Source organism: Mycobacterium sp. GA-1285 (genome assembly GCF_001499905.1).
Lineage (GTDB): Bacteria > Actinomycetota > Actinomycetes > Mycobacteriales > Mycobacteriaceae > Mycobacterium.
On sequence record NZ_LQIS01000012.1, the window covers coordinates 181,275 to 200,821 of the forward strand.

At 64.4% G+C, this 19,547-nt stretch carries 18 protein-coding genes and 2 pseudogenes; 11 read left to right on the forward strand and 9 right to left on the reverse strand.

Going from position 1 to position 19,547, the window contains the following annotated elements; all coding sequences use genetic code 11:
• Window positions 1–5: 5 nt before the first annotated feature.
• The 7 genes and pseudogenes from pgi to AU193_RS09715 all read left to right on the forward strand — a co-directional run bounded on the left by pgi (window position 6) and on the right by AU193_RS09715 (window position 9,045).
• The gene (pgi, locus tag AU193_RS09690) at window positions 6–1,673 is read left to right on the forward strand and encodes a glucose-6-phosphate isomerase (RefSeq protein ID WP_064422252.1); all 1,668 of its coding nucleotides are present in this window, start codon (window positions 6–8) and stop codon (window positions 1,671–1,673) included.
• Window positions 1,674–1,812: 139 nt separating this feature from the next.
• Entirely contained in the window at window positions 1,813–3,033 is a 1,221-nt protein-coding gene (locus AU193_RS09695; protein WP_064422137.1) for a class I SAM-dependent methyltransferase, read from the forward strand.
• A 735-nt stretch (window positions 3,034–3,768) separates the two neighbouring features.
• Window positions 3,769–5,295 (forward strand): MFS transporter, encoded by a 1,527-nt coding sequence (locus AU193_RS09700; protein ID WP_082682906.1) that lies wholly within the window; start codon window positions 3,769–3,771, stop codon window positions 5,293–5,295.
• Between the two features lie 257 nt (window positions 5,296–5,552).
• A pseudogene (locus AU193_RS09705) lies at window positions 5,553–6,885 on the forward strand (glycosyltransferase).
• Window positions 6,851–7,321 (forward strand): FdtA/QdtA family cupin domain-containing protein, encoded by a 471-nt coding sequence (locus AU193_RS22800; RefSeq protein ID WP_253867713.1) that lies wholly within the window; start codon window positions 6,851–6,853, stop codon window positions 7,319–7,321. Before AU193_RS09705 ends, AU193_RS22800 begins: the two are co-directional and overlap by 35 nt.
• Entirely contained in the window at window positions 7,318–7,785 is a 468-nt protein-coding gene (locus tag AU193_RS09710) for an FdtA/QdtA family cupin domain-containing protein (protein WP_064422138.1), read from the forward strand. The genes AU193_RS22800 and AU193_RS09710 overlap by 4 nt, the downstream gene beginning before the upstream one ends.
• 162 nt (window positions 7,786–7,947) lie before the next feature.
• A complete protein-coding gene (locus AU193_RS09715; RefSeq protein WP_305728609.1) occupies window positions 7,948–9,045 on the forward strand; it encodes a DegT/DnrJ/EryC1/StrS aminotransferase family protein in 1,098 nt (365 codons plus the stop codon).
• Window positions 9,046–9,272: 227 nt separating this feature from the next.
• On the opposite strand, the gene AU193_RS09720 is transcribed toward AU193_RS09715, so the two are convergent.
• Together AU193_RS09720 and AU193_RS09725 are read right to left on the reverse strand one after the other, a co-directional pair.
• Entirely contained in the window at window positions 9,273–10,262 is a 990-nt protein-coding gene (locus AU193_RS09720; protein ID WP_064422140.1) for an NAD-dependent epimerase/dehydratase family protein, read from the reverse strand.
• 63 nt (window positions 10,263–10,325) lie between these two features.
• The gene (locus AU193_RS09725) at window positions 10,326–11,075 is read right to left on the reverse strand and encodes an SDR family oxidoreductase (protein WP_064422141.1); all 750 of its coding nucleotides are present in this window, start codon (window positions 11,073–11,075) and stop codon (window positions 10,326–10,328) included.
• A gap of 41 nt (window positions 11,076–11,116) precedes the next feature.
• On the opposite strand from AU193_RS09725, the gene AU193_RS09730 reads away from it, so the two are divergent.
• Together AU193_RS09730 and AU193_RS09735 are read left to right on the forward strand one after the other, a co-directional pair.
• Window positions 11,117–11,683: a chorismate mutase gene (locus AU193_RS09730; RefSeq protein ID WP_064422142.1), complete on the forward strand. Its 567-nt coding sequence runs from the start codon at window positions 11,117–11,119 to the stop codon at window positions 11,681–11,683.
• A gap of 67 nt (window positions 11,684–11,750) precedes the next feature.
• The gene (locus tag AU193_RS09735) at window positions 11,751–12,290 is read left to right on the forward strand and encodes a TetR/AcrR family transcriptional regulator (RefSeq protein ID WP_082682909.1); all 540 of its coding nucleotides are present in this window, start codon (window positions 11,751–11,753) and stop codon (window positions 12,288–12,290) included.
• Here AU193_RS09735 and AU193_RS09740 read toward each other — a convergent pair.
• The 6 genes and pseudogenes from AU193_RS09740 to AU193_RS09760 all read right to left on the reverse strand — a co-directional run bounded on the left by AU193_RS09740 (window position 12,287) and on the right by AU193_RS09760 (window position 16,494).
• Window positions 12,287–13,210: an alpha/beta hydrolase gene (locus AU193_RS09740; RefSeq protein WP_064422143.1), complete on the reverse strand. Its 924-nt coding sequence runs from the start codon at window positions 13,208–13,210 to the stop codon at window positions 12,287–12,289. The genes AU193_RS09735 and AU193_RS09740 overlap by 4 nt on opposite strands.
• An 85-nt stretch (window positions 13,211–13,295) precedes the next feature.
• Window positions 13,296–13,763 carry a zinc finger domain-containing protein gene (locus AU193_RS23560; RefSeq protein WP_253867736.1) on the reverse strand — a complete coding sequence of 156 codons (468 nt, stop codon included), beginning with the start codon at window positions 13,761–13,763 and terminating at the stop codon, window positions 13,296–13,298.
• A 147-nt stretch (window positions 13,764–13,910) separates the two neighbouring features.
• Window positions 13,911–14,153, reverse strand: a pseudogene (locus tag AU193_RS23565) (DNA-formamidopyrimidine glycosylase family protein); the annotation flags it as partial.
• Window positions 14,154–14,169: 16 nt separating this feature from the next.
• Window positions 14,170–14,562, reverse strand: coding sequence for a phage holin family protein (locus AU193_RS09750; protein ID WP_064422145.1), 393 nt, complete (start codon window positions 14,560–14,562; stop codon window positions 14,170–14,172).
• A gap of 95 nt (window positions 14,563–14,657) precedes the next feature.
• Complete coding sequence (gene cobF / locus AU193_RS09755; RefSeq protein ID WP_064422146.1) at window positions 14,658–15,413, reverse strand: precorrin-6A synthase (deacetylating); 756 nt, start codon at window positions 15,411–15,413, stop codon at window positions 14,658–14,660.
• A 16-nt stretch (window positions 15,414–15,429) separates the two neighbouring features.
• Entirely contained in the window at window positions 15,430–16,494 is a 1,065-nt protein-coding gene (locus tag AU193_RS09760; protein WP_064422147.1) for a YihY/virulence factor BrkB family protein, read from the reverse strand.
• Between the two features lie 103 nt (window positions 16,495–16,597).
• Here AU193_RS09760 and AU193_RS09765 point away from each other — a divergent pair, with 103 nt between their 5' ends.
• On the forward strand, window positions 16,598–17,506 hold the full coding sequence (locus AU193_RS09765; RefSeq protein ID WP_064422148.1) for a diiron oxygenase: 909 nt from the start codon (window positions 16,598–16,600) through the stop codon (window positions 17,504–17,506).
• Window positions 17,503–17,775, forward strand: a complete 273-nt coding sequence (locus AU193_RS23835; protein ID WP_216637274.1) for a DUF4873 domain-containing protein — start codon at window positions 17,503–17,505, stop codon at window positions 17,773–17,775. Before AU193_RS09765 ends, AU193_RS23835 begins: the two co-directional genes overlap by 4 nt.
• On the opposite strand, the gene AU193_RS09775 is transcribed toward AU193_RS23835, so the two are convergent.
• Window positions 17,772–19,541 (reverse strand): thiamine pyrophosphate-requiring protein, encoded by a 1,770-nt coding sequence (locus tag AU193_RS09775; protein WP_064422150.1) that lies wholly within the window; start codon window positions 19,539–19,541, stop codon window positions 17,772–17,774. The two genes, AU193_RS23835 and AU193_RS09775, sit on opposite strands and share 4 nt — an antisense overlap.
• Window positions 19,542–19,547 lie beyond the last annotated feature (6 nt).

Below are 19,547 nucleotides of genomic sequence, written 5' to 3' on the forward strand. Positions count from 1 at the left end.
TGGTCATGAGTGCCGAGACCGACCAGATACCCGATATCGCCTCGACTCCGGCGTGGCAGGCGTTGCAACGGCATCACGATGAGATCGGCGAAAAACACCTGCGCGAGTTGTTCGCCGAGGATCCGGCGCGCGGCACCGAGTTGGCGGCGACGGTCGGCGACCTCTACATCGACTACAGCAAGCACCGGATCACGCGCGAGACACTGAACCTGCTGCTGGACCTGGCCCGCGCCGCGCGCCTCGAGCAGATGCGCGACGCGATGTTCTCCGGCGTGCACATCAACACCTCCGAGGACCGCGCCGTCCTGCATACCGCCCTGCGGTTGCCGCGGGGGGCCGAGCTGGTCGTCGACGGGCGAAACGTCGTCACCGACGTGCACGAGGTGCTCGACAAGATGGGCGAGTTCACCGACCGCTTGCGCAGCGGCGAGTGGACCGGCGCGACGGGTGAGGCCATCACGACCGTCGTCAACATCGGCATCGGTGGGTCGGACCTCGGACCGGCGATGGCCACCCTCGCGTTGCGTCACTACGCCGACGCCGGCATCTCGGCGCGGTTCGTCTCGAACGTCGACCCGGCCGATCTGGTGGCAAAGCTCGACGGACTCGACCCTGCGACAACACTTTTCATCGTCGCGTCGAAGACGTTCTCGACGCTCGAGACGTTGACCAACGCGACGGCCGCGCGTCGCTGGCTGACCGACGCGCTCGGCGACGCCGCCGTGTCGCGGCATTTCGTGGCGGTTTCGACGAACAAGAAACTGGTCGACGACTTCGGCATCAACACCGAGAACATGTTCGGGTTCTGGGACTGGGTCGGCGGCCGCTACTCGGTCGACAGCGCAATCGGCTTGAGCGTGATGGCGGTGATCGGCCGTGAGCGGTTCGCCGAATTCCTCTCCGGGTTCCACATCGTCGACGAGCACTTCCGCACCGCGCCGCTGGAATCGAATGCTCCGGTGCTGCTCGGGCTGATCGGGCTGTGGTACAACGAGTTCTTCGGCGCGGAAACCCGTGCCGTGCTGCCGTATTCGAACGATCTGGCCCGCTTCGCCGCGTATCTGCAGCAGCTGACGATGGAGTCGAACGGCAAATCGGTACGCGCCGACGGCTCCCCGGTCACCACGAGCACCGGCGAGATCTTCTGGGGCGAACCGGGAACCAACGGCCAGCACGCGTTCTACCAGCTGCTGCACCAGGGCACGCGGCTGGTGCCTGCCGACTTCATCGCGTTCTCCCAACCCACCGACGACCTGCCGACCGCGGACGGCAAGGGCAGCATGCACGACTTGCTGATGAGCAACTTCTTCGCCCAGACGCAGGTGCTCGCGTTCGGCAAGACCGCCGAGGAGATCGCGGCCGAGGGTACCCCGTCGAATGTGGTGCCGCACAAGGTGATGCCGGGAAATCGGCCCAGCACGTCGATCCTCGCGACCCAGCTGACCCCGTCGGTGCTCGGACAGTTGATCGCGCTGTACGAACACCAGGTGTTCACCGAGGGCATCGTCTGGGGTATCGACTCGTTCGATCAATGGGGTGTCGAACTCGGCAAGACGCAAGCAAAGGCACTGCTGCCGGTCATCACCGGCGATGAATCCCCCGCCGAACAGGCGGACTCCTCGACCGACGCGCTGGTGCGCAGGTACCGCAGCGAGCGCGGCCGCTCAGCTTAGCGATCTCGGGGACCGTTCATGTTTCCGGTGACGCGCCAGCCCGCGCTCATCCGGCCGACTGTTGCTCGGTGGTGGTCTCAGTCCAAAAAGAGAATGGCTCACTGCAAGTGCCCGACTGAGGCACCTTATCGTAGGTTCTATGACAGCTTCATGCCGCGTTTGCTCCGGATCGCTTGAGGAGTTCCTTGACCTTGGGAACATGCCTCGGTCCAACCGCCTTATCTCGGCCGATGAAATCGCCAGCGAGCAGTGGTATCACTTGGCGGTCGGTATGTGCCCGACCTGCAAGATGGTGCAACTCATCGAGGTACCGCCCGCCGACGACATATTCACCCCGGACTATTCGTATCTGACGTCGGGAACGGCAGCCATGCGTGGCCACTTAAAGGACGTGGCGCGATCGCTGCTAGATGAATTACAAGGTCACAGAAACCCGTTCGTGGTGGAACTCGGGAGCAACGACGGCACGATGCTGCATGACATCGCTGACGCGGGGATGCGGCACTTGGGGGTTGAACCGGCGCGGGTTCACGCCGAATACGCGACGAGCCGGGGGGTATCTACGCTGACCGAGTTTTTCACGGCTGAACTCGCCGATGACATACGGTCCACATATGGTTCCGCAGACATCATTTTCGCAGCAAATACCATTTGCGGTATCCAGGACATTCGCCAGGTACTCGACGGTGCTGCTGCGTTGCTCGCGCCCCAGGGAATGTTGATTATCGAAGACGCTTATCTTGGCGATCTCATTGCAGACACTGCCTTCGACCAATTTTTCGACGAACATGTTTTTTACTTCTCCTTGCAGTCTGTCGCGCAAGCCGCCTACAGAAGTGGTCTCGAACTGATCGACGTGGAGCACTTGCCAGTCGGGGGTGGTGAAATGCGTTACCGCCTTGCTCGTCGCGGCTCCTACGACGTAAGAGCTTCGGTCGATGACCAACTGGCGCGCGAAGAGCTAGCGAGGCTGAGCCATCCCGAAACATTCATCGCTTTCGCCGAACGTGTTCGTTCGAACGCTCGCCAGCTGACCGACGCTCTCTCTGATTGTCGTGCGCGCGGCCAGCGGGTTGTCGGATACGGAGCGACGGCAAAGAGCGCCACCGTTACCAATTTCTGTCGCATCACGACCGAGCTTGTCGAGTTCGTATGTGACACCACACCTGCAAAGCAGGGACGCCTCACTCCTGGCGCGCACCTCCCGGTCCGGCCGCCGGAGGCCTTCGCGGACCCGTATCCTGATGTTGCCCTTATGTTCGCCTGGAATCACGAGGCCGAGATCCGTGCTAAGGAGAAGCGTTTCTCTGATGGCGGTGGGCGCTGGCTTCGCTATATTCCTACGGTCGTGCTGGACTGATGATGCCGAGGTCAAAAGCCTGCTGGTACCGCGTTCCCATGCCGCCTAAGTGATCTGGCTGGCAGGTGTCGAAGAAAACGGTGACCGATGCGATATGCGGCAGAGGTTGGTGCCCGCCGGATTTGGTGTCGCAATAGGCTGAATTAATCGGCCCAATGGTCGGTGACATACCGAGGCGCCCGCTTCGGCCGGCAGGCTGTATCGGAGATCGCCCTGGTTCGTCGGCGGCTGCTGACGTGCCGCGATCCGGATGGCGGTAGCTACCCCTGGCAGTTAGAAGACCATTCGGCGCGAACACCCCATCCCAGGTTGGCGGTCTTCCAGAGTGATCGCGGTTCGAGCTTTACCGGGAACAAGTTCACCGAACTGCCGGGAAACGACCCTCGAAGGGCCGCGCTGATTCGTGTTTCCGACAACGCAACTGCTGACCTCTTTTCACCGTAGCGGAAAGTGTTGTCACGCAATTATTTCAATCCAGTTGCCCAAGCCCGCGCCGTTGTGTTTACCTGGCTCTAAGACGGGTCTACGACCACGTCTTGCGCGGCATAGCACGATCGGGATGGTCAGTCCAGTCGACTGCCACGAAAGCTGCGCACACCTACCGCGGAGCCGCGTAACGGGACACCCGACGATTCGGGTCCACGAGCAGCTCTTAGAGTTGCTGTAGCGTTGCCGCCATGCTGGCGTTAACGATGCAGAGATGGCATAAACCCACGAGACGATAGAGCCCGAAGAATGAGCGGCCCCGAGCCCATCAAACCGACGACGCCAAGTCCTACGGATACGGACCCGCCAACCCGGCTGCGCTCTCGTCGGTTTGTGGCGGCAATCATCACCATCGGCGCCACCCAGCTGATGGCGACCATGGACGGCACCATCGTGGTCGTCGCACTTCCCAAGATCCAGAACGCCCTCGACCTGTCTGATGCCGGTCGGAGTTGGGTGGTCACCGCATATTTGCTGGCCTTTGGCGGCCTGTTGCTGGTGGGCGGCCGCCTCGGTGACATCTTCGGGCACAAGCGCACCTACATAGTCGGCGTCGTACTGTTCACCATCGCGTCCGCCGTGTGCGGCATCGCCCGGGATGGTGGCATCCTCATCGGGTTTCGGCTGCTACAAGGAGCGGCCGGCGCGATCATTGCACCGGCCAGTTTGGCGCTGGTAGCAACAACGTTCCCGAAAGGCCCGGTACGCAACGCCGCACTCGGGGTTCTAGGCGCAATGATCGGTGTCAGCTCAGTGCTCAGCCTGGTAGTGGGCGGGACACTGGCCGAGGTGGGGTGGAGATTCATCTTTTTACTGAACGTGCCGATCGGCCTGCTGGTGATTTGCATCGCTCGCATCGCGCTTCGGGAGACGGAACTCAAGCGAGTGAAACTCGACGCCGCAGGGGCCGGCCTGACGACCTTGATCTGTATCGCCGCGGTTGTCACCTTCTCGATGGGGCCCGCGAACGGCTGGCTTTCTCCCATGACGATCGGCCCTGGTGTGGTGGCACTTTTCGCCATCGTGGCGCTCTTATTGGTGGAACGGACTACTGAGAACCCCGTTGTGCCGATCGATTTGTTCTTCGACCGCAATCGCGTGGCCACTTTCGCCACCATCTTCCTAGCCGGTGGGGTTCTGCTGACCCTAACTGTGCTGGTTACGCTGTACTTCCAAGACATATTGGGCTACAGCGGGCTTTCGGCGGGTGTCGCCTACATTCCGTTCGTTTTTGCGATGGCGGCCGGGGCAGTCGCGTCGTCGCGGTTGGTGACACGGTTTCCGCCGCGGGTATTGGTGATCGGTGGCGGCACCCTTTTGCTGGGTGCCATCCTGTACTGTTCCTCGTTCAGCCCCGGCATCCCGTACTTCCCGAATCTCGTGGTTCCGCTCGTCATCGCCGGGTTCGGTATTGGCGTGGCCGACGTCCCGATCGGGTTATCGGTGCTTGCAAGCGTCGGTTTGGACCGGATCGGAGCCTCATCTGCGATGTCGCTTATGTTGTATAGTCTCGGCGGCCCGATGGTGCTGGCGGTTACCCAGGCCGTCGTCACTTCGCGGACGCTGTCACTGGGTGGGATAAACGGACCGGTGAAGTCTATGAATCCGGCTCAATTGCATGCGCTGGATCAAGGCTACACATTTGGGATGATGTGGCTGGCCGGGTTAGCTGTCCTGACGGGAGCGGTGGCGCTGTTCATCGGCTACACCGCGCAGCAAGTGGCGCACGCTCAGGAAGTCAAGAAAGCCCTCGACGCCGGGGAACTTGACCCCTAGTCGTAGACGCATGACACCGCCCGGCTCCGCCGAGTTAGCTCGACCTCGGGCGAGACTGCGAGTCCCCGTCCCACCCGAACCGGTCGCCTTCGCGGCGGTGACGATTTATTTACGGCACGAGTTTGTCGGTTGTCAGCCCCTGCGATACGCGTCATGCCAAGCGCTTGAATTAATGGCTATGGTCGGGCCTCCCTACTAAACTGACCCGCAGCTATAGTAGCTCAGGCGGCTGGTGCGGGATGAGAATTGGGGGCTCGGTGAAGTTCGTGCTGTCATGTTATGGAACTCGTGGGGACGCCGAGCCTGGCGTCGCTATCGCCCGTGAGTTGCTGCGCCGAGGGCACGACGTGAGCATGGCCCTCGCCCCCGACTTGGTTGCGTTTGCCGAGTCGGCTGGGATTGCGGCGGTTCCGTTCGGACCGAATTCGCAGACGTGGCTTGATGTGCACCGCGACTTCTCGGCGCGATTGTCTCGCAAACCCTGGAAGATCCGGGATCTCGTCGCGTTGGGGCGCGAGGATTGGGGGATGTTGACCCAGTGCCGAACTGAGGCCAGCACGACGCTGAAGTCGCTGGCGAAGGGGGCTGATCTGCTATTGACCGGCCTACACGCAGAAGACTCTGCATGTAGCGTCGCAGAGTACTACGACATCCCGCTGGCCACACTGCACTTCGCTCCGGTGCGGGCCAACGGCCAATGGGTTCCGATCCTCCCGGTGGCGTTGGAACGTTCCGCCGCGACCGCCCTCGAGTGGCTGAATTGGCGTTTAATGAAGAGGATCGAGGACCGCCAGCGCCATGAACTCGCTCTGCCTAAGGCAGCATGCCCCCCCCGCGCGCCGGATCAGCGAAAATGGCTCGTTGGAAATCCAGGCCTATGACAGGATTTGGTTTCCAGGGCTAGAAGCCGAATGGGCGAAATTCGGTGGCCGACGCCCCTTGGTTGGCTCGCTGACGATGGAATTGTCGACAGAAACAGATGAGGAGGTCGCGTCATGGATTGCCGCGGGGAGACCGCCGATTTGCTTTGGGTTTGGCAGCATACCGGTCAAAGACACTGTCGAGACACTCGCCATGATCAGCGCCGCCTGCGCGCAGTTAGGTGAGCGGGCGTTGGTATGCGCCGCGGCGACTGACTTCACCGACGTCGCCCATTGGGACCATGTCAAAGTGGTGGAGGCGATGAATTACGCGGCCGTGTTTCCGGCTTGCCGTGCAGTCGTGCATCACGGTGGCTTAGGTACCACAGAAGCGGGCCTACGCGCCGGGGTCCCTACCTTGATGCTTTGGACATGGCAAGACTCGGCGATTCGGGGGCGTCGACTCGAACAGCTGCGGATTGGCGCCGCCCGGCCCTTCTCGGCCACTACCCTCGAATCGCTGGTCGCAGACCTGCGTCTTATTCTTGCCCCGCAATACGTTGCTCGGGCCCGCGAGATCGCCACCCAGATGACTAAGTCCGCTGAAAGCGTTTTGGCCGCAGCCGATTCTTTGGAGAAGTTCGTCGCTTCAGGAGCCAAACCGTCACCGTCCGACCGCAGCAAAGATTCCGCAAATGGCTCGCCCGCTTGGCATCGACATGCAGACTAAGCGCACGGTAATCGCGCCACCCGCAATAAGCCATGACTGCCAGTTGATCGACCTGCCCAAGATTCACGATGCTCGAGGAAACCTGACCTTCATCGAATCGGGCAGGCATGTGCCATTCGAGATAGCAAGGATCTTTTGGATCTACGATGTCCCCGGTGGAGCAACTCGAGGCGGCCACGCGTACCGAACGGCTCACGAGTTCATCGTGGCACTATCAGGGAGCTTCGACGTTACTCTGGACGATGGTTCTCACCGAGTTCGCTACACATTGAATCGTTCCTATCAAGGTCTGTTGGTTCCTAATCTTATTTGGCGGCAGATGAGCAACTTCGCTACCAGTTCGGTGGCACTTGTCCTGGCCTCCAGCCCATTTGCGCCTGAAGATTACGTGCGCGACTACGGCGATTTACTGCGCCTCCGGGGCGGTCTTCGGTGAGCCGTGTCGACGAATGCAAATTGGTGAATCTTGACAAAATCGAGAGTCTCCAAGGCAGCCTGTCTCCCATCTATGGCGGGGTGAACATCCCTTTCGCAATCAAGCGGGTCTACTACCTCTACGATGTTCCCGGTGGAGCCGAGCGTGGTGGACACGCACATCGGGCGCTTGAACAATTTTTCGTGGCAGCTTCGGGATCCTTCTCGGTGAGGCTCGATGACGGGTATAGCCAGCGATCGGTAGTGCTCGACCGTTCCTATCTCGGGTTGTACGTGCCGAGATTAATCTGGAGAGATATCTCGGACTTCTGTACGGGGGCTGTATGTCTTGTGTTCGCCTCGCTGCTTTACGACGAACAGGATTACATTCACGACTATCAGGAGTTCGTGGACACCGTCCGCGGCCCGGCTATCGGCGACGAGGCTGAGCGGACGACTGTCGTTAAGGCTGCCAACCATGGCTAGGCAAAGGAATCGGCTCCCATTGCCGATCCAGTGCCAATCTCCAGCGGCCACGTCTAGCGCCTCTTGCGTCGATTCCGCAAGAGCTCTGAGGGTGAGTAAAGGGGAGGCAATCGCGCCAATGCATTCTTCCGGCTCTCAGCAATGACGGACCCTCCCGTTTCGGTGCCCTTCTTGGATGTTCGCGCGGCCACTTTGGAGATTGAAGCGCCCGTCCTAGAAGCCGTCGAGCGAGTCGTGCGCAACGGCTGGTACATACGCGGCGAAGAAACGGCCGCATTCGAGCGTGAGTTCGCTGCATCAACAGACGCGAAGCATGCGGTAGGCGTCGCGACTGGCTGTGACGCCCTTGCCCTCGCGCTGCGGGCACTCGGGATCGGTCCTGGTGATGAGGTCATCGTGCCATCGAACACCTTCATCGCAACCTGGCTCGCGGTAGCCCAAACCGGTGCACGCCCGGTAGGGGTAGAGCCTATAGCTGGTCACTGGAACCTCGATCCCGCTCGGGTTGAGGACGCAATTACTCCCCGAACGCGCGCCCTGGTCCCGGTGCACCTCTTCGGTCAACCCGCAGACCTCGCGGAACTTCTCGCATTGGCAGAAGAACATGAATTGGTAGTAGTGGAGGATGCCGCGCAGGCGCATGGGGCGCGCTACAACGGCCGACGCATCGGCGCTCATGGCCACGCCGTAGCATGGAGCTTCTATCCCGGTAAGAACCTGGGCGCTTTCGGTGACGGGGGCGCTGTGACCACCAACGACCCGTGCGTCGCCGACCGTGTTCGATCATTGGGCAACTATGGGAGCAGCGAGAAATACGTGCATGACATCCTCGGGACGAACTCACGACTCGATGAGATCCAGTCGGCGGTGTTACGCATCAAACTGCAGCATCTTGATACTTGGAATGCTCGGCGGCGAACCATCGCGCAGCGCTATGCCGAGGAATTGGCCGATATTTCAGGACTACGCTTGCCCAATGTCGCGTCCGGCCGCGAACACGTATGGCATCTGTATGTAGTGGATCACGCCTCACGCGATGGACTACAGAAGCATCTGGCTAGCAAGGGGATTCAAACACTGATCCACTATCCGATCCCTCCTCACTTGTCGGGTGCCTTTGCTCCGCTCGGACTGCCCGCGGGAACATTCCCGGTCGCGGAGCGGGCGGCGCGAACTCACCTCAGCCTGCCCATAGGTCCGCACCTCTGCGAGGAGAAGGTGACGCGGGTGATCGATGCCTGCCGATCGTTTCGCCCATAACGAACGAGGTCGCGCACCCCTGTAGGTCGGCATCCAGCGATGAGCGTGCTTGAAACCCAGGCGGATCGGCTGATGATGTCATCTAACGGCGCACGGCCGAACTAAATTCCGTCCGGTGGAGCGGTGTAAATGTCGGGCGTTGGAGCCGGCGATCGCAGCGGACGTCGCGCCCACGACAAGTTCGACGCCGAATACTTAACCCGCGAACCCAATTGATGAGGCACCCGTCACAACCTTCCGACTTGTCTCAATCCGTAAACGGTGTCCGTCAGCGTTTCCTGCGGATCGCGGTACGAGATTCCCAGTTCGGTCTCGCTCGGTGAATCGTCGGACGACGGCATCTGCGTGTAGTACTGCATCGCCGCTGCGGTGACCGGCGTATCGAAGGGCAGAAACGGCCCCACCACGTCGACGACCCTTCCGATGTTGCGCAGTAAGGTATCCGGCACCGGGTACACCCGCAGCGACATGTTCGCCGCCTTCCCGATCATCGACGCCAAGTCGGCGATCGGGACTCGCTTGCCGCCGGCCATGTATCGGCGTGGTCCTTTGCCCGGTTCGAGTAACGCCGTATGCAACGCGGCCAAATCTCGAACGTCGACCACGATCCACGCGCCGCCGCGGCCCGGCACCCCACGCATCTGGACCGCCGCTTGAACACCTTCTGCCGCTTCGCCGAACTGGTTACCGGCCGGCGGCCCCAGCACCATGCCCGGGTATGTGATGCTCACCGGCGCACCCGCATCCTGTAGGCCCCGCGCGTACTTCTCCACCTCCGCCTTGGACTTACCGTAGCCGTCGGTCCCTCCCACGACCGGAAGGTCGGCGTGCAGAACACTGCAATCCGGGTTGAACAGCGCGGTGAAGCTGGAGACGTGGACGATCGGGTCCAAACCCCGCTCGGCAGCCACGCCGAGCACGTTGTGGGCACCGTCGAGGTTGGTCCGCAGCATCTTGTCGGCCTGCCGAGGGTCGACTGAAACCATTGCTGCGGAATGGATTACGGCATCACAGCCGTCCATCGCAGCGGCCGTCGAGTCGGCATCGGCGATGTCGCCGACGGCGTAGTCGTCGGTCGCGACGCCGATCTTGGCAGCGCTTGTCTCCAACCGCGCCGGATCGCGGACCAGAAACCTCACCTGGTGACCCGCGTCGGCCACGGCCTTGGCCGTCCACGCCCCGACAAAACCGGTACCTCCGGTCAACAACACCTTCATCGAAACCTCCCTGGCAACTAGCGCTGCGGGTTACCCCGAAGCGCGAGCCTCTACACGGAGGCGCTACGCGAACGGCTTCGTCAGCCGCGGCGGCAACACCCGCATCACCCGAACCAATGGGGCCCAGGGCCACCACGGGACCGCCGCACGACCTCTTTCGCGTTCGATCACGGCAACCATTGCCCGCACGCCGGTTTCGTTGTCCACCATCAACGTCGTCGACTCGGATCGGGCGGTCATCTCGGATTCGATGTAGCCCGGTTCGAGCACCGTGACCTTGATGGGTCCGCGCGAGTACTGCGCGCGCAGCGACTCACCCAGCGACGAGACACCGGCCTTGCTTGCGGCGTAGGCGGCCTTCACCCCCGGCACGCCCTTGTTTCCCAGGACCGACGAGACCAGCACCAGATGTCCACCGCCGGCCTTCTCGAACATCTCGATGGCGGTCTCGATCTGCACAAGCGCGGCAACGAGATTCGTCTCGATGGTGGCTTTGTTCGCCCACAGTTTGCCCGAGCCGAGTGGCGCTCCCTTCCCGACACCGGCATTGACGATGATGCGGTCGATTCCGCCGAGCTCGCGGGAGAGCTCGGCGAACACCTTCGGCACCTGCTCGTGATCGTTGACGTCGAGGGCGGCGACGGCGACGTCGATTCCGGGGTGCCGTTCCTGCAGCTCGGCCTTGAGCTCGTCGAGGCGGTCGATGCGCCGGGCACACAGCGCCAGGTCGCGACCCTTCGCGGCGAATGCGCGGGCCATCCCGGCACCCAGCCCCGAGCTCGCGCCGGTGATCAGGATCCTCTGCCGGGTCACCCCGACAGACTAAGCGAGGCGATCGCCGTCAGAATGGCCACATGGTTCTCCTGCGAACGGCGGCATTCCTGCTCGTCACCCTGTGCGTCGCGCTCTGCTCTGCGGTCGCCGCGGGCCAACCCGCTTCTCCGCTGCACCGGCTGGTCGACACCGCGGCGCAGCGCCTGGCCACCGCAGACTCCGTCGCGGCCGCGAAGTGGATCGACGGCGGTCCCATCACGGACCGTCACCGCGCCGATGCGGTACTGGACGCCGTGGCCGCCGACGCCTCCGCGCGCGCCATCGACCAGGGCTACGTGCGCACGGTCTTCGCCGACCAGATCGACGCCACCGAGGGCATCGAGTACACCCGGTTCGGCCAGTGGAAGTTCGACCCCGCCACCGCGCCCCGTACCGCCCCCGACCTGTCCGAGTCACGTTCGCAGATCGACACGTTCAACAAGATCATGGTCGATGAGATTGCGCAGCAATGGAATTGGTTGCACGCACCGAACTGCACGTTCGACCTCGACAGCGCGATCGGCGCCGTCGCCGACGCGCGCCAACTGGATCCGCTCTACCGTCGGGCGCTGTCGGCGGCCACCCGGTCCTACTGTCGGCACAGCTGAGCCGACGTACACTGAGCGCATCGACGAACCACGGAAACGACCCCGCCAGAACCGGTCCCGAGACACCGTGGAGGTGCTGCTCGAGGCCGCGGCTCAGGTGTTCAACCGGGAAGGCCTGAAGGCGACGACGAACCGCATCGCCGAGCGCGCCGGCGTGTCGATCGGCAGCCTCTACCAATACTTTCCGAACAAGCAGGCGTTGATGCGCGCGTTGGCCCAACGCCATGTCGACGAGGCGCGAACGCGCATGGATGCGGTCTTCAAGCAGCTGCGCGACGAGGAACCGCCGTTCGAGGAGTCGATGCGCATGATCCTGCAGGCGGTCGTCGACCTGCACCGCGACCGTCCGGGTCTGCACCGGCTGATGCACCGCCTCGGGGCGCGCCTGCCGTCCGACCTCGACGCGTTGCGGGCGTTCGAGGACGACATCTCCGGCGAGGTGGCCTATCTGCTGCTCCGGTGTGGGCGCGGCGGCGTTGACCCCGAACTGACCGCTCAGACCGTGGTTCACACGGTCGACGCACATCTGCATCGGGTGATGACCGCCCGCGCCATGGACGTCGAGCCGCTGGTTGAGCTGGTCGACCGGCTGGCACCGCCGTCCTAGTGTCCCGAACCGGACAGCACGTCGTCACGAACCGCGCGTAGCGCATCCACCAGCTGGGTGAGGCCGGGTTCCTCGATCGGGTAATGTCCGCAGTTCTCCAGCAGCACAAGCGATCTCGGCCCGGCGATGCGGTCCAGGAACCGGATGCTCAGGTGCGGCGGGGTCCAGCGGTCCGCCGCCGGGTGCACCAAGGTGACCGGTGCCGCGCGGAACGCTTCGGGTGCCGCATGCCGGAAGTTCAACCAGCTGCTGAGAAATCCGAGCGGGACCCGCACGCCGCCGCCCTTGGGGTCGGTGGCGCACAGCCGGGTCAACTCCGGGTCGAGGCTCATGTTGTTCATGTCGACCAGCCACCGGATCGGCACGCGGATGCGGCCGAACAACGGGTCGACCGCCTTCATCAACGTCGGCGCGGCCGGACCGATCGCCGAAATGCGCGCGGCCGCTCGCCGGGCGTCGGGGTCGGCCGGATCGAGCAGACAGGTCGCCACGACGTGCGCGACTTCGCCGGTGCGCGCGGCCACCTCGTAGGCCATCATCCCGCCCATGCTGGCACCCAACAGCACGAGCGGGCGCCGGTCATCGGCGCGTTCGGCGGTGACGAGATCGGTCAGCATGTCCAGCCAGTCCGGATAGCGGACGGACCCCGGATCGGGCTCGGCGGTGTCGCCGTAGAGCGGCATGTCCGGGGCGAGCACTTCGACGCCCTCCCGCGCGGCGGCCGCCGCGATCGGCCACAGCGCGCCCGAGTAACCGCCGCCGCCGTGGACGACCATCAGCCGCACGGCGGCGTCCGGGGCGCTCGCGCGCGCGACGTGGATATTGCGGCCGCGCCAGGCCCACCAGGTCGACGTCGGGTCGATCGGCGGGTCCGGGCGGTGGCCGGCGGAGACGAACGATGCGTACCTGGCGTATTCCATACCTATCAGCGTCAGCCGCCGATCACCGGCTGACAACTCGCGTTACGGGGCCGGCCTGCCTGCACCGACGCGCGGCTGCTCACTTTCACTTCAGCAGGCGCGACAAGCGCCGGTCGGCGAGCACTTTGCCGCCCGTCTGACACGTCGGGCAGTACTGAAAAGACTTGTCGGCGAACGACACCTCGCGCACGGTGTCTCCGCAGACAGGGCACGGCAGACCGGTACGAGCGTGCACCCGCAAGCCGGACCGCTTCTCCCCCTTGAGCGTCGCGGCCTGTTGACCGACCGAGCGGGACACCGCGTCGGTGAGTACGCCGATCATCGCGTCGTGCAACGCCGACAGTTGCGCGTCGGTCAGCTTGGCCGCCGTCGCGAACGGGGATATCCGCGCGACGTGCAGGATCTCGTCGCTGTAGGCGTTGCCGATGCCCGCGATCACCTTCTGGTCGGTAAGCACCGTCTTGATGCGACCGCTGTTGCCGGCGAGCGCTTTCGCGAGGTCGTCGGGGCCGAGCGACAGCGCGTCGGGACCCAGCGTGGCGATGCCGGGCACCTTGACCGGATCGTCGACCACCCATACCGCGAGCCGCTTCTGCGTGCCGGCCTCGGTGAGGTCGAAACCCGCACCCGGCGTCCCGAGGTGGACCCGCAGCGCGATCGGCCCCTTGCCCGGCTTGAGCGGGGCCGCGGCCAACTTGTCCGACCACCGCAACCACCCGGCGCGCGACAGATGGGTGATCAGGTGCAGATCGCCGACCCGCAGACCGAGGTACTTGCCCCAGCGGTTCGCCTCGGTGACGGTCTCGCCGTGCAGCGCTGTGATGGGGGGGTCGAACGTCTTGAGCACCGAGAACGCCGATACGTCGATGCGTGCCACCGTCTTGCCGACGGCATGGCGGCGCAGGTGATCGGCGAGCGCTTCGACTTCGGGCAGTTCGGGCATGGCTCCAGTGTGCCGGTCAATCGCGTCGCGAGGCGCCGCCGGTGACCACCGACAACAGCCAGCTCACGATCGACAGCACGATCGCGGCCCAGATCGCCGTCCACCAGAAATCGTCGATGTAGAGACCCCAATGCGTCGTGTGCTCGGTGATCCACGACGTGAGCCACAACATCAGCGCGTTGATGACGATGTGGATCAGCCCGAGAGTCAGGATGTAGAGCGGGATCGAGATGATCTGCACGATCGGCTTGATGAACGCGTTGACCAGACCGAAGATGACCGCGACGACGAAGATGATGCCGACTTCCTGCAGTCGCGAGTCGGCGCCGACGAACCTGATTCCGGGAACGACCAGCGTCACCACCCACAGCGCCAGACCCGTCAACGCGGCCCGCAAGAGGAACGACATCGCGTCAGCCTAGACCAGTCGATGCACCGTCGAGGTCGCCACTCTTGCGGCCCTAAGCGGTGGATCGCACGCACGACGTGAGTGCGATCAACCAGTTAGGGTGCCGAGCGCAGCAGATAGGTGTCCATGATCCAGCCGTGACGCGCCCGCGCGTCGGCGCGCACCCGGGCGATCTCCTCGCCGACGTCGCCGACGGTCCCAGACATCAGCAACTCGTCGGGAGTGCCGAGATAAGCGCCCCACCAGATGCGGGTGTCGGGCGGGCATGTCAGGAACGAACTGTCGGCGTCGAGCATCACGACCGCGCTTCCGGTCAGCCCTCGGTCACGCAGTTGTCTGCCGGTGGTGATCAGCACCGGTTCGCCGACGTCGTTGAGCGGGACGCGATGTCGCGCGGTCAGGGCCTGGATCGCCGTGATGCCCGGAATCACGTCGTAGTCGATGTCGACGTGACGTGCGACGGTGTCGAGGATGCGCAGGGTGCTGTCGTACAACGACGGATCACCCCACGCAAGAAATGCGCCCACACCCTCGGGCGCGAGCTCGGCCTCGATCGCGTCGGCCCACACACGCGCCCGCGCGTCGTGCCAGTCCGCGACCGCCTGCCGGTACGTCGGCGCCTCGACAGCCTCCCTGACCCGCGGCGGGTCGGGCAGTTCGACGAATCGGTATCCGGGCTCACGGATGAAGCGTTGGCAGATGTGCCGCCGCAACCCCACCAAATCGTCTTTAGCCGAACCCTTGTCCATGGCGAAGAACACCTGCGTGTCGTTGAGCGCGGTCACCGCCTGCGCCGTGACGTGGTCAGGATCGCCCGCACCGATGCCGATGACGTGAATTCGCCGGGTCACGCCCGCGAGTATGCCTTCAGTGTTTGCCGCCGCGCTTACGACCGCGCGAGAGTCGAAGCCGCCTGGCCCGCTTGACGTCTTCCTTCGCGGCGGCCTGTTCCTTGCGGATGTTGCGATCGTCTTTGGGCGGCAGCTGCAACTCGTGCTCGGCCGGCAGACCCGCCTGCAATTGACGGCCCCGCTCCACCTCGGCGTCCACCTCCGCACCCAACAGCAGCGCAAGGTTGGTGATCCACAACCACAGCAGGAACACGATGACGCCGGCCAACGCCCCGTAGGTCTTGTTGTAGCTGCCGAAGTTGGCCACGTAGAGCCCGAACGCCAGCGAGGCGAGCAGCCACACGACGATCGCAAGCGCCGCACCGCCGCTGATCCAGCGGAATTTCGGCTGCTCGACGTTGGGCGTGACGTAGTAGAGGATGGCGACCGCCACCACGACGAAGAGCAGGATCAGCGGCCACCGGACCACGTTCCACACCGTGACCGCCGCATCGCCCAATCCGATCGCGTCGCCGAGCGCCTGGGCCACCGGTCCGCTGATCGCCAGCATGAACACCACAGCGGATGTCATCGCGAGGCCGACGAGTGTCAGCAGCAGCTGCACCGGTCGCAGTTTCCATACCGGTCGGCCCTCGTCGATCTCGTAGATGCGGTTCATCGCGCGGCCGAACGCGCCGATGTAGCCCGAGGCCGACCACAGGGCGCCCACGATGCCCGCCACCAACGCGAATCCGGCCGTTGGAGAGTTGACCAGCTGTTCGATCGTCGGCCGAAGAGTGTCGACGGCGGACGCGGGCGCCACGTCGGCTGCGATCTCGAGCAGCGCGTCGACAGTGCGCCTGCCCTGCCCGAACACGCCGAGCAACGACACCATGACCACCAGCGCGGGGAATATCGACAGCACCGCGTAGTAGGTCAGCGCCGCGGCAAGGTCCGTGCACTGGTCACGCTGGAACTCCTTGACCGCCTTGCGCATCGAATACATCAGCGACGGCCGCGTGAGGTCGGTCGGCGACTCGGGTTTCCGGGGATCGTCCGGGTCGGGAACCTGGGTGGCCCTGTCGGCCTCGTCAATTGGCATACCACTCGGTACCCGGACCCAGTGCGGCCAAACGCGGCGATACCGTCAGTATGCGGTACCGCAGGTATTGACTAATCCGTTCCGCGCTGCCTACCTTGGAGCCATGACGACGCCGGTCAGCACCTCCCGTCCGACGCGCGAAAACTTCGCCGAACGCCTGCTGAAGGGCTCGGCCAAGAAATCGTATGCACCCGCCGTCGACATCGACTGGGATGCGCCGTTGGACCCGGACAAGTTCTTCCTGCCGCCGCGCAACGTGACGCTTTACGGCACGCCGATCTGGGATGCCATGACCCGCGAGCAGCAGATCGAGCTGTCCCGTCAGGAACTGGCGAACATCCTGTCGGCGGGCATCTGGTTCGAGAACATCCTGAATCAGGCGCTGTTGCGCGATCTGATGCACAGGGATGTGACGGCGGCGTCGACGCACTACTCGCTCACCGAACTCGGTGACGAGACGCGCCACATGGTGATGTTCGGCAAGGTCATCGAACGGATCGGCGCAGAACCGGTGCGGCCCCGTCGGTACCAGCGGATGATCATCAACGCGCTGCCGCTGCTGTTTCGCGGACCGATCCTGTGGGGTGCGGCGCTGGTCGGCGAGGAGATCTTCGATGCGCTGCAGCGCCAGATTCTCGAGGATCCCGACCTGCAGCCAATCGTCTTGCGCCTCATGCGTATTCACGTGACCGAGGAGGCGCGCCACATCCAGAACGCGCGTGACGGATTGCGGCGGACGAGGCCACACATGGGATTCGTCTCGCGCTTCGTGCTGAGCAACCTGCACGGGGTCGGTGGGCCGTTCTACCGCTACCTGCTGACCATTCCGGTCCCGTATCAGCGCATCGGGCTCGACCCCCGTGCGACGCGGCGGATCGCAAGGGCCAACAAGCACCATCGAGATGCCAAGGTGGCGGGCTTCGCACCGCTGGCGGCGTTCTTCGAAGACGTCGGGCTGATGGGACCGATCGCGCGCCGGATGTGGCGGCGCAGCGGGTTCCTGCCGCAATGACCGATCTCTACGACGGGCCGGCGGGCATGCGCCTCGGCGACGCCGACCATGCCGTGCGGGTGCGGCTGACCGGCCATGTCGACCCGATCGACGGCCGGTACCACTGGTGCGGAATGGTTTTCGACATGGCCTCGGAGATCCGGATGCCGCAGACGGTGCACCTGTCGATCGGCGATCGCACGGCCCAAGGCCAGCTGACCGAGGTGACGCCGTGGGGTACGCACCGCGTCACCGGTGTCGGCGCCCCGCCGTACCCGCTCGACGCCTAGGTCTCCGATTTGCGCTGTGCCTCAATGCGTTTGCGCATCACATCGCCGTCGGGCTCTTCGGCGAGCGCGGCGTACACCGTTTCCGCCTTGGCTTGCGGCATCGACGGCGGAAGCAACGGCGTCTTCGGGTCGACCACGGCTTCGATCAGGGTCGGCCGGTCGGCTTCGAACGCCTTCTGCCACGCCGCCGGCGCCTGTCCGGACTCGACCACCCGCAGGCCCCGAAGGCCGAGCAGCTCGGCGTAGTCGGCATAGGGGAACGACGGCACGTCCTGTGAGGCGGGAAAACGCGGGTCGCCCTCCATTTCCCGCTGCTCCCACGAGACTTCGTTCAGATCCCGGTTGTGCAGTACCAGGATCACGAACCTCGGGTCCGTCCAACCCCGCCACCGGTCGGCGATCGTGACGAGTTCGAGCAGACCACTCATCTGCATGGCGCCGTCGCCGACCAGCGCTACGACCGGGCGGTCTGGCGCATCCATCTTGGCCGCAATCCCATACGGCAATGCACACCCCATGGACGCCAGATAGCCGGACACGTGCGCGGGCACACCGCGCGGCAGCCGCAGATGGCGGGCATACCAGTACGTCGCAGAGCCGACGTCCACGGCGACGCGCACGTTGCCCGGCAGATGTTCGGACAGCGCCCGCACGACGAACTCCGGGTTCGCCGAGTCACATTGAGCCTCAGCACGTTCCGCGCACTCGCGGTGCCACTCTCGCGTCCACTTCTCGACCTGTTGCTCCCACCTCCGGTCGGTCTTGCGGCGGATCAGTGGAGCCAACCGCGCCAACGTGTCCGCCGCATCGCCGGTCAGCGCCACCTCGACCGGATACTTCGCGCCGACGACCCGCGGTTCGACGTCGATCTGCACCGCGCGCGCCTGACCGGGCGCCGGATAGAACTCCGTCCACGGGTCATTGCTGCCGACGATCAGCAAGGTGTCGCAATCGGCCATGAGTTCAGCGCTCGCGGTGGTGCCCAGATGCCCCATCACGCCGGTGTGCCACGGCGCCGACTCGTCGAGGACCGGCTTGCCCAGCAGCGACGTCGTCAAGCCCGCACCGAGCAGATCGACGATCCGGGTGAGCTCGTCCTCGGCGCCCATCGCGCCGCGCCCCACCAACAGGGCGATCTTCTCGCCCTCGTTGAGCAGATCGGCGGCGCGCCCCAGGTCGGCATCGCGCGCCACGACATGCGCGCGCGTGTACACCGCGGCCGAAGGAACGACACCGTGGCTGTGCTCCAACTCGTCGGGCATCTCGGCCTTCTGGACGTCGTGCGGCACGATCAGGCATGTCGGCGTCGACGTCGCCAGCGCGGTGCGCATCGCGTTGTCCAGCGCCATCGGCATCTGCTCCGGCGCGAAGACGGTCTGGACGTACTGTGCACACACGTCCTTGAACAGTGCGTGCAGGTCGACCTCCTGCAGATAACCGCTGCCCAGCGCCGTCGACACCACCTGACCGACGATGGCCACGACCGGACGGCGGTCCAGCTTCGCGTCGTACAGGCCGGCGAGCAGATGGATCGCACCCGGCCCCTGGGTGGCCAGGCACACCCCGATCCCGCCGGTGTACTTGGCGTGGCCGCAGGCCGCGAAGGCCGCGAGTTCCTCGTGGCGGGTGGAGACGAACTCCGGGTCACCGGCGCGCGCGAGCGCGCCGAGAATCGTGTTGACGCCGTCACCTGCGTATCCGAAGATCCGCGTCGTACCCCAGTCCCGCAGCCGCGCCACCATCGCGTCCGCGACGAGCTGGGTCACTGTCGC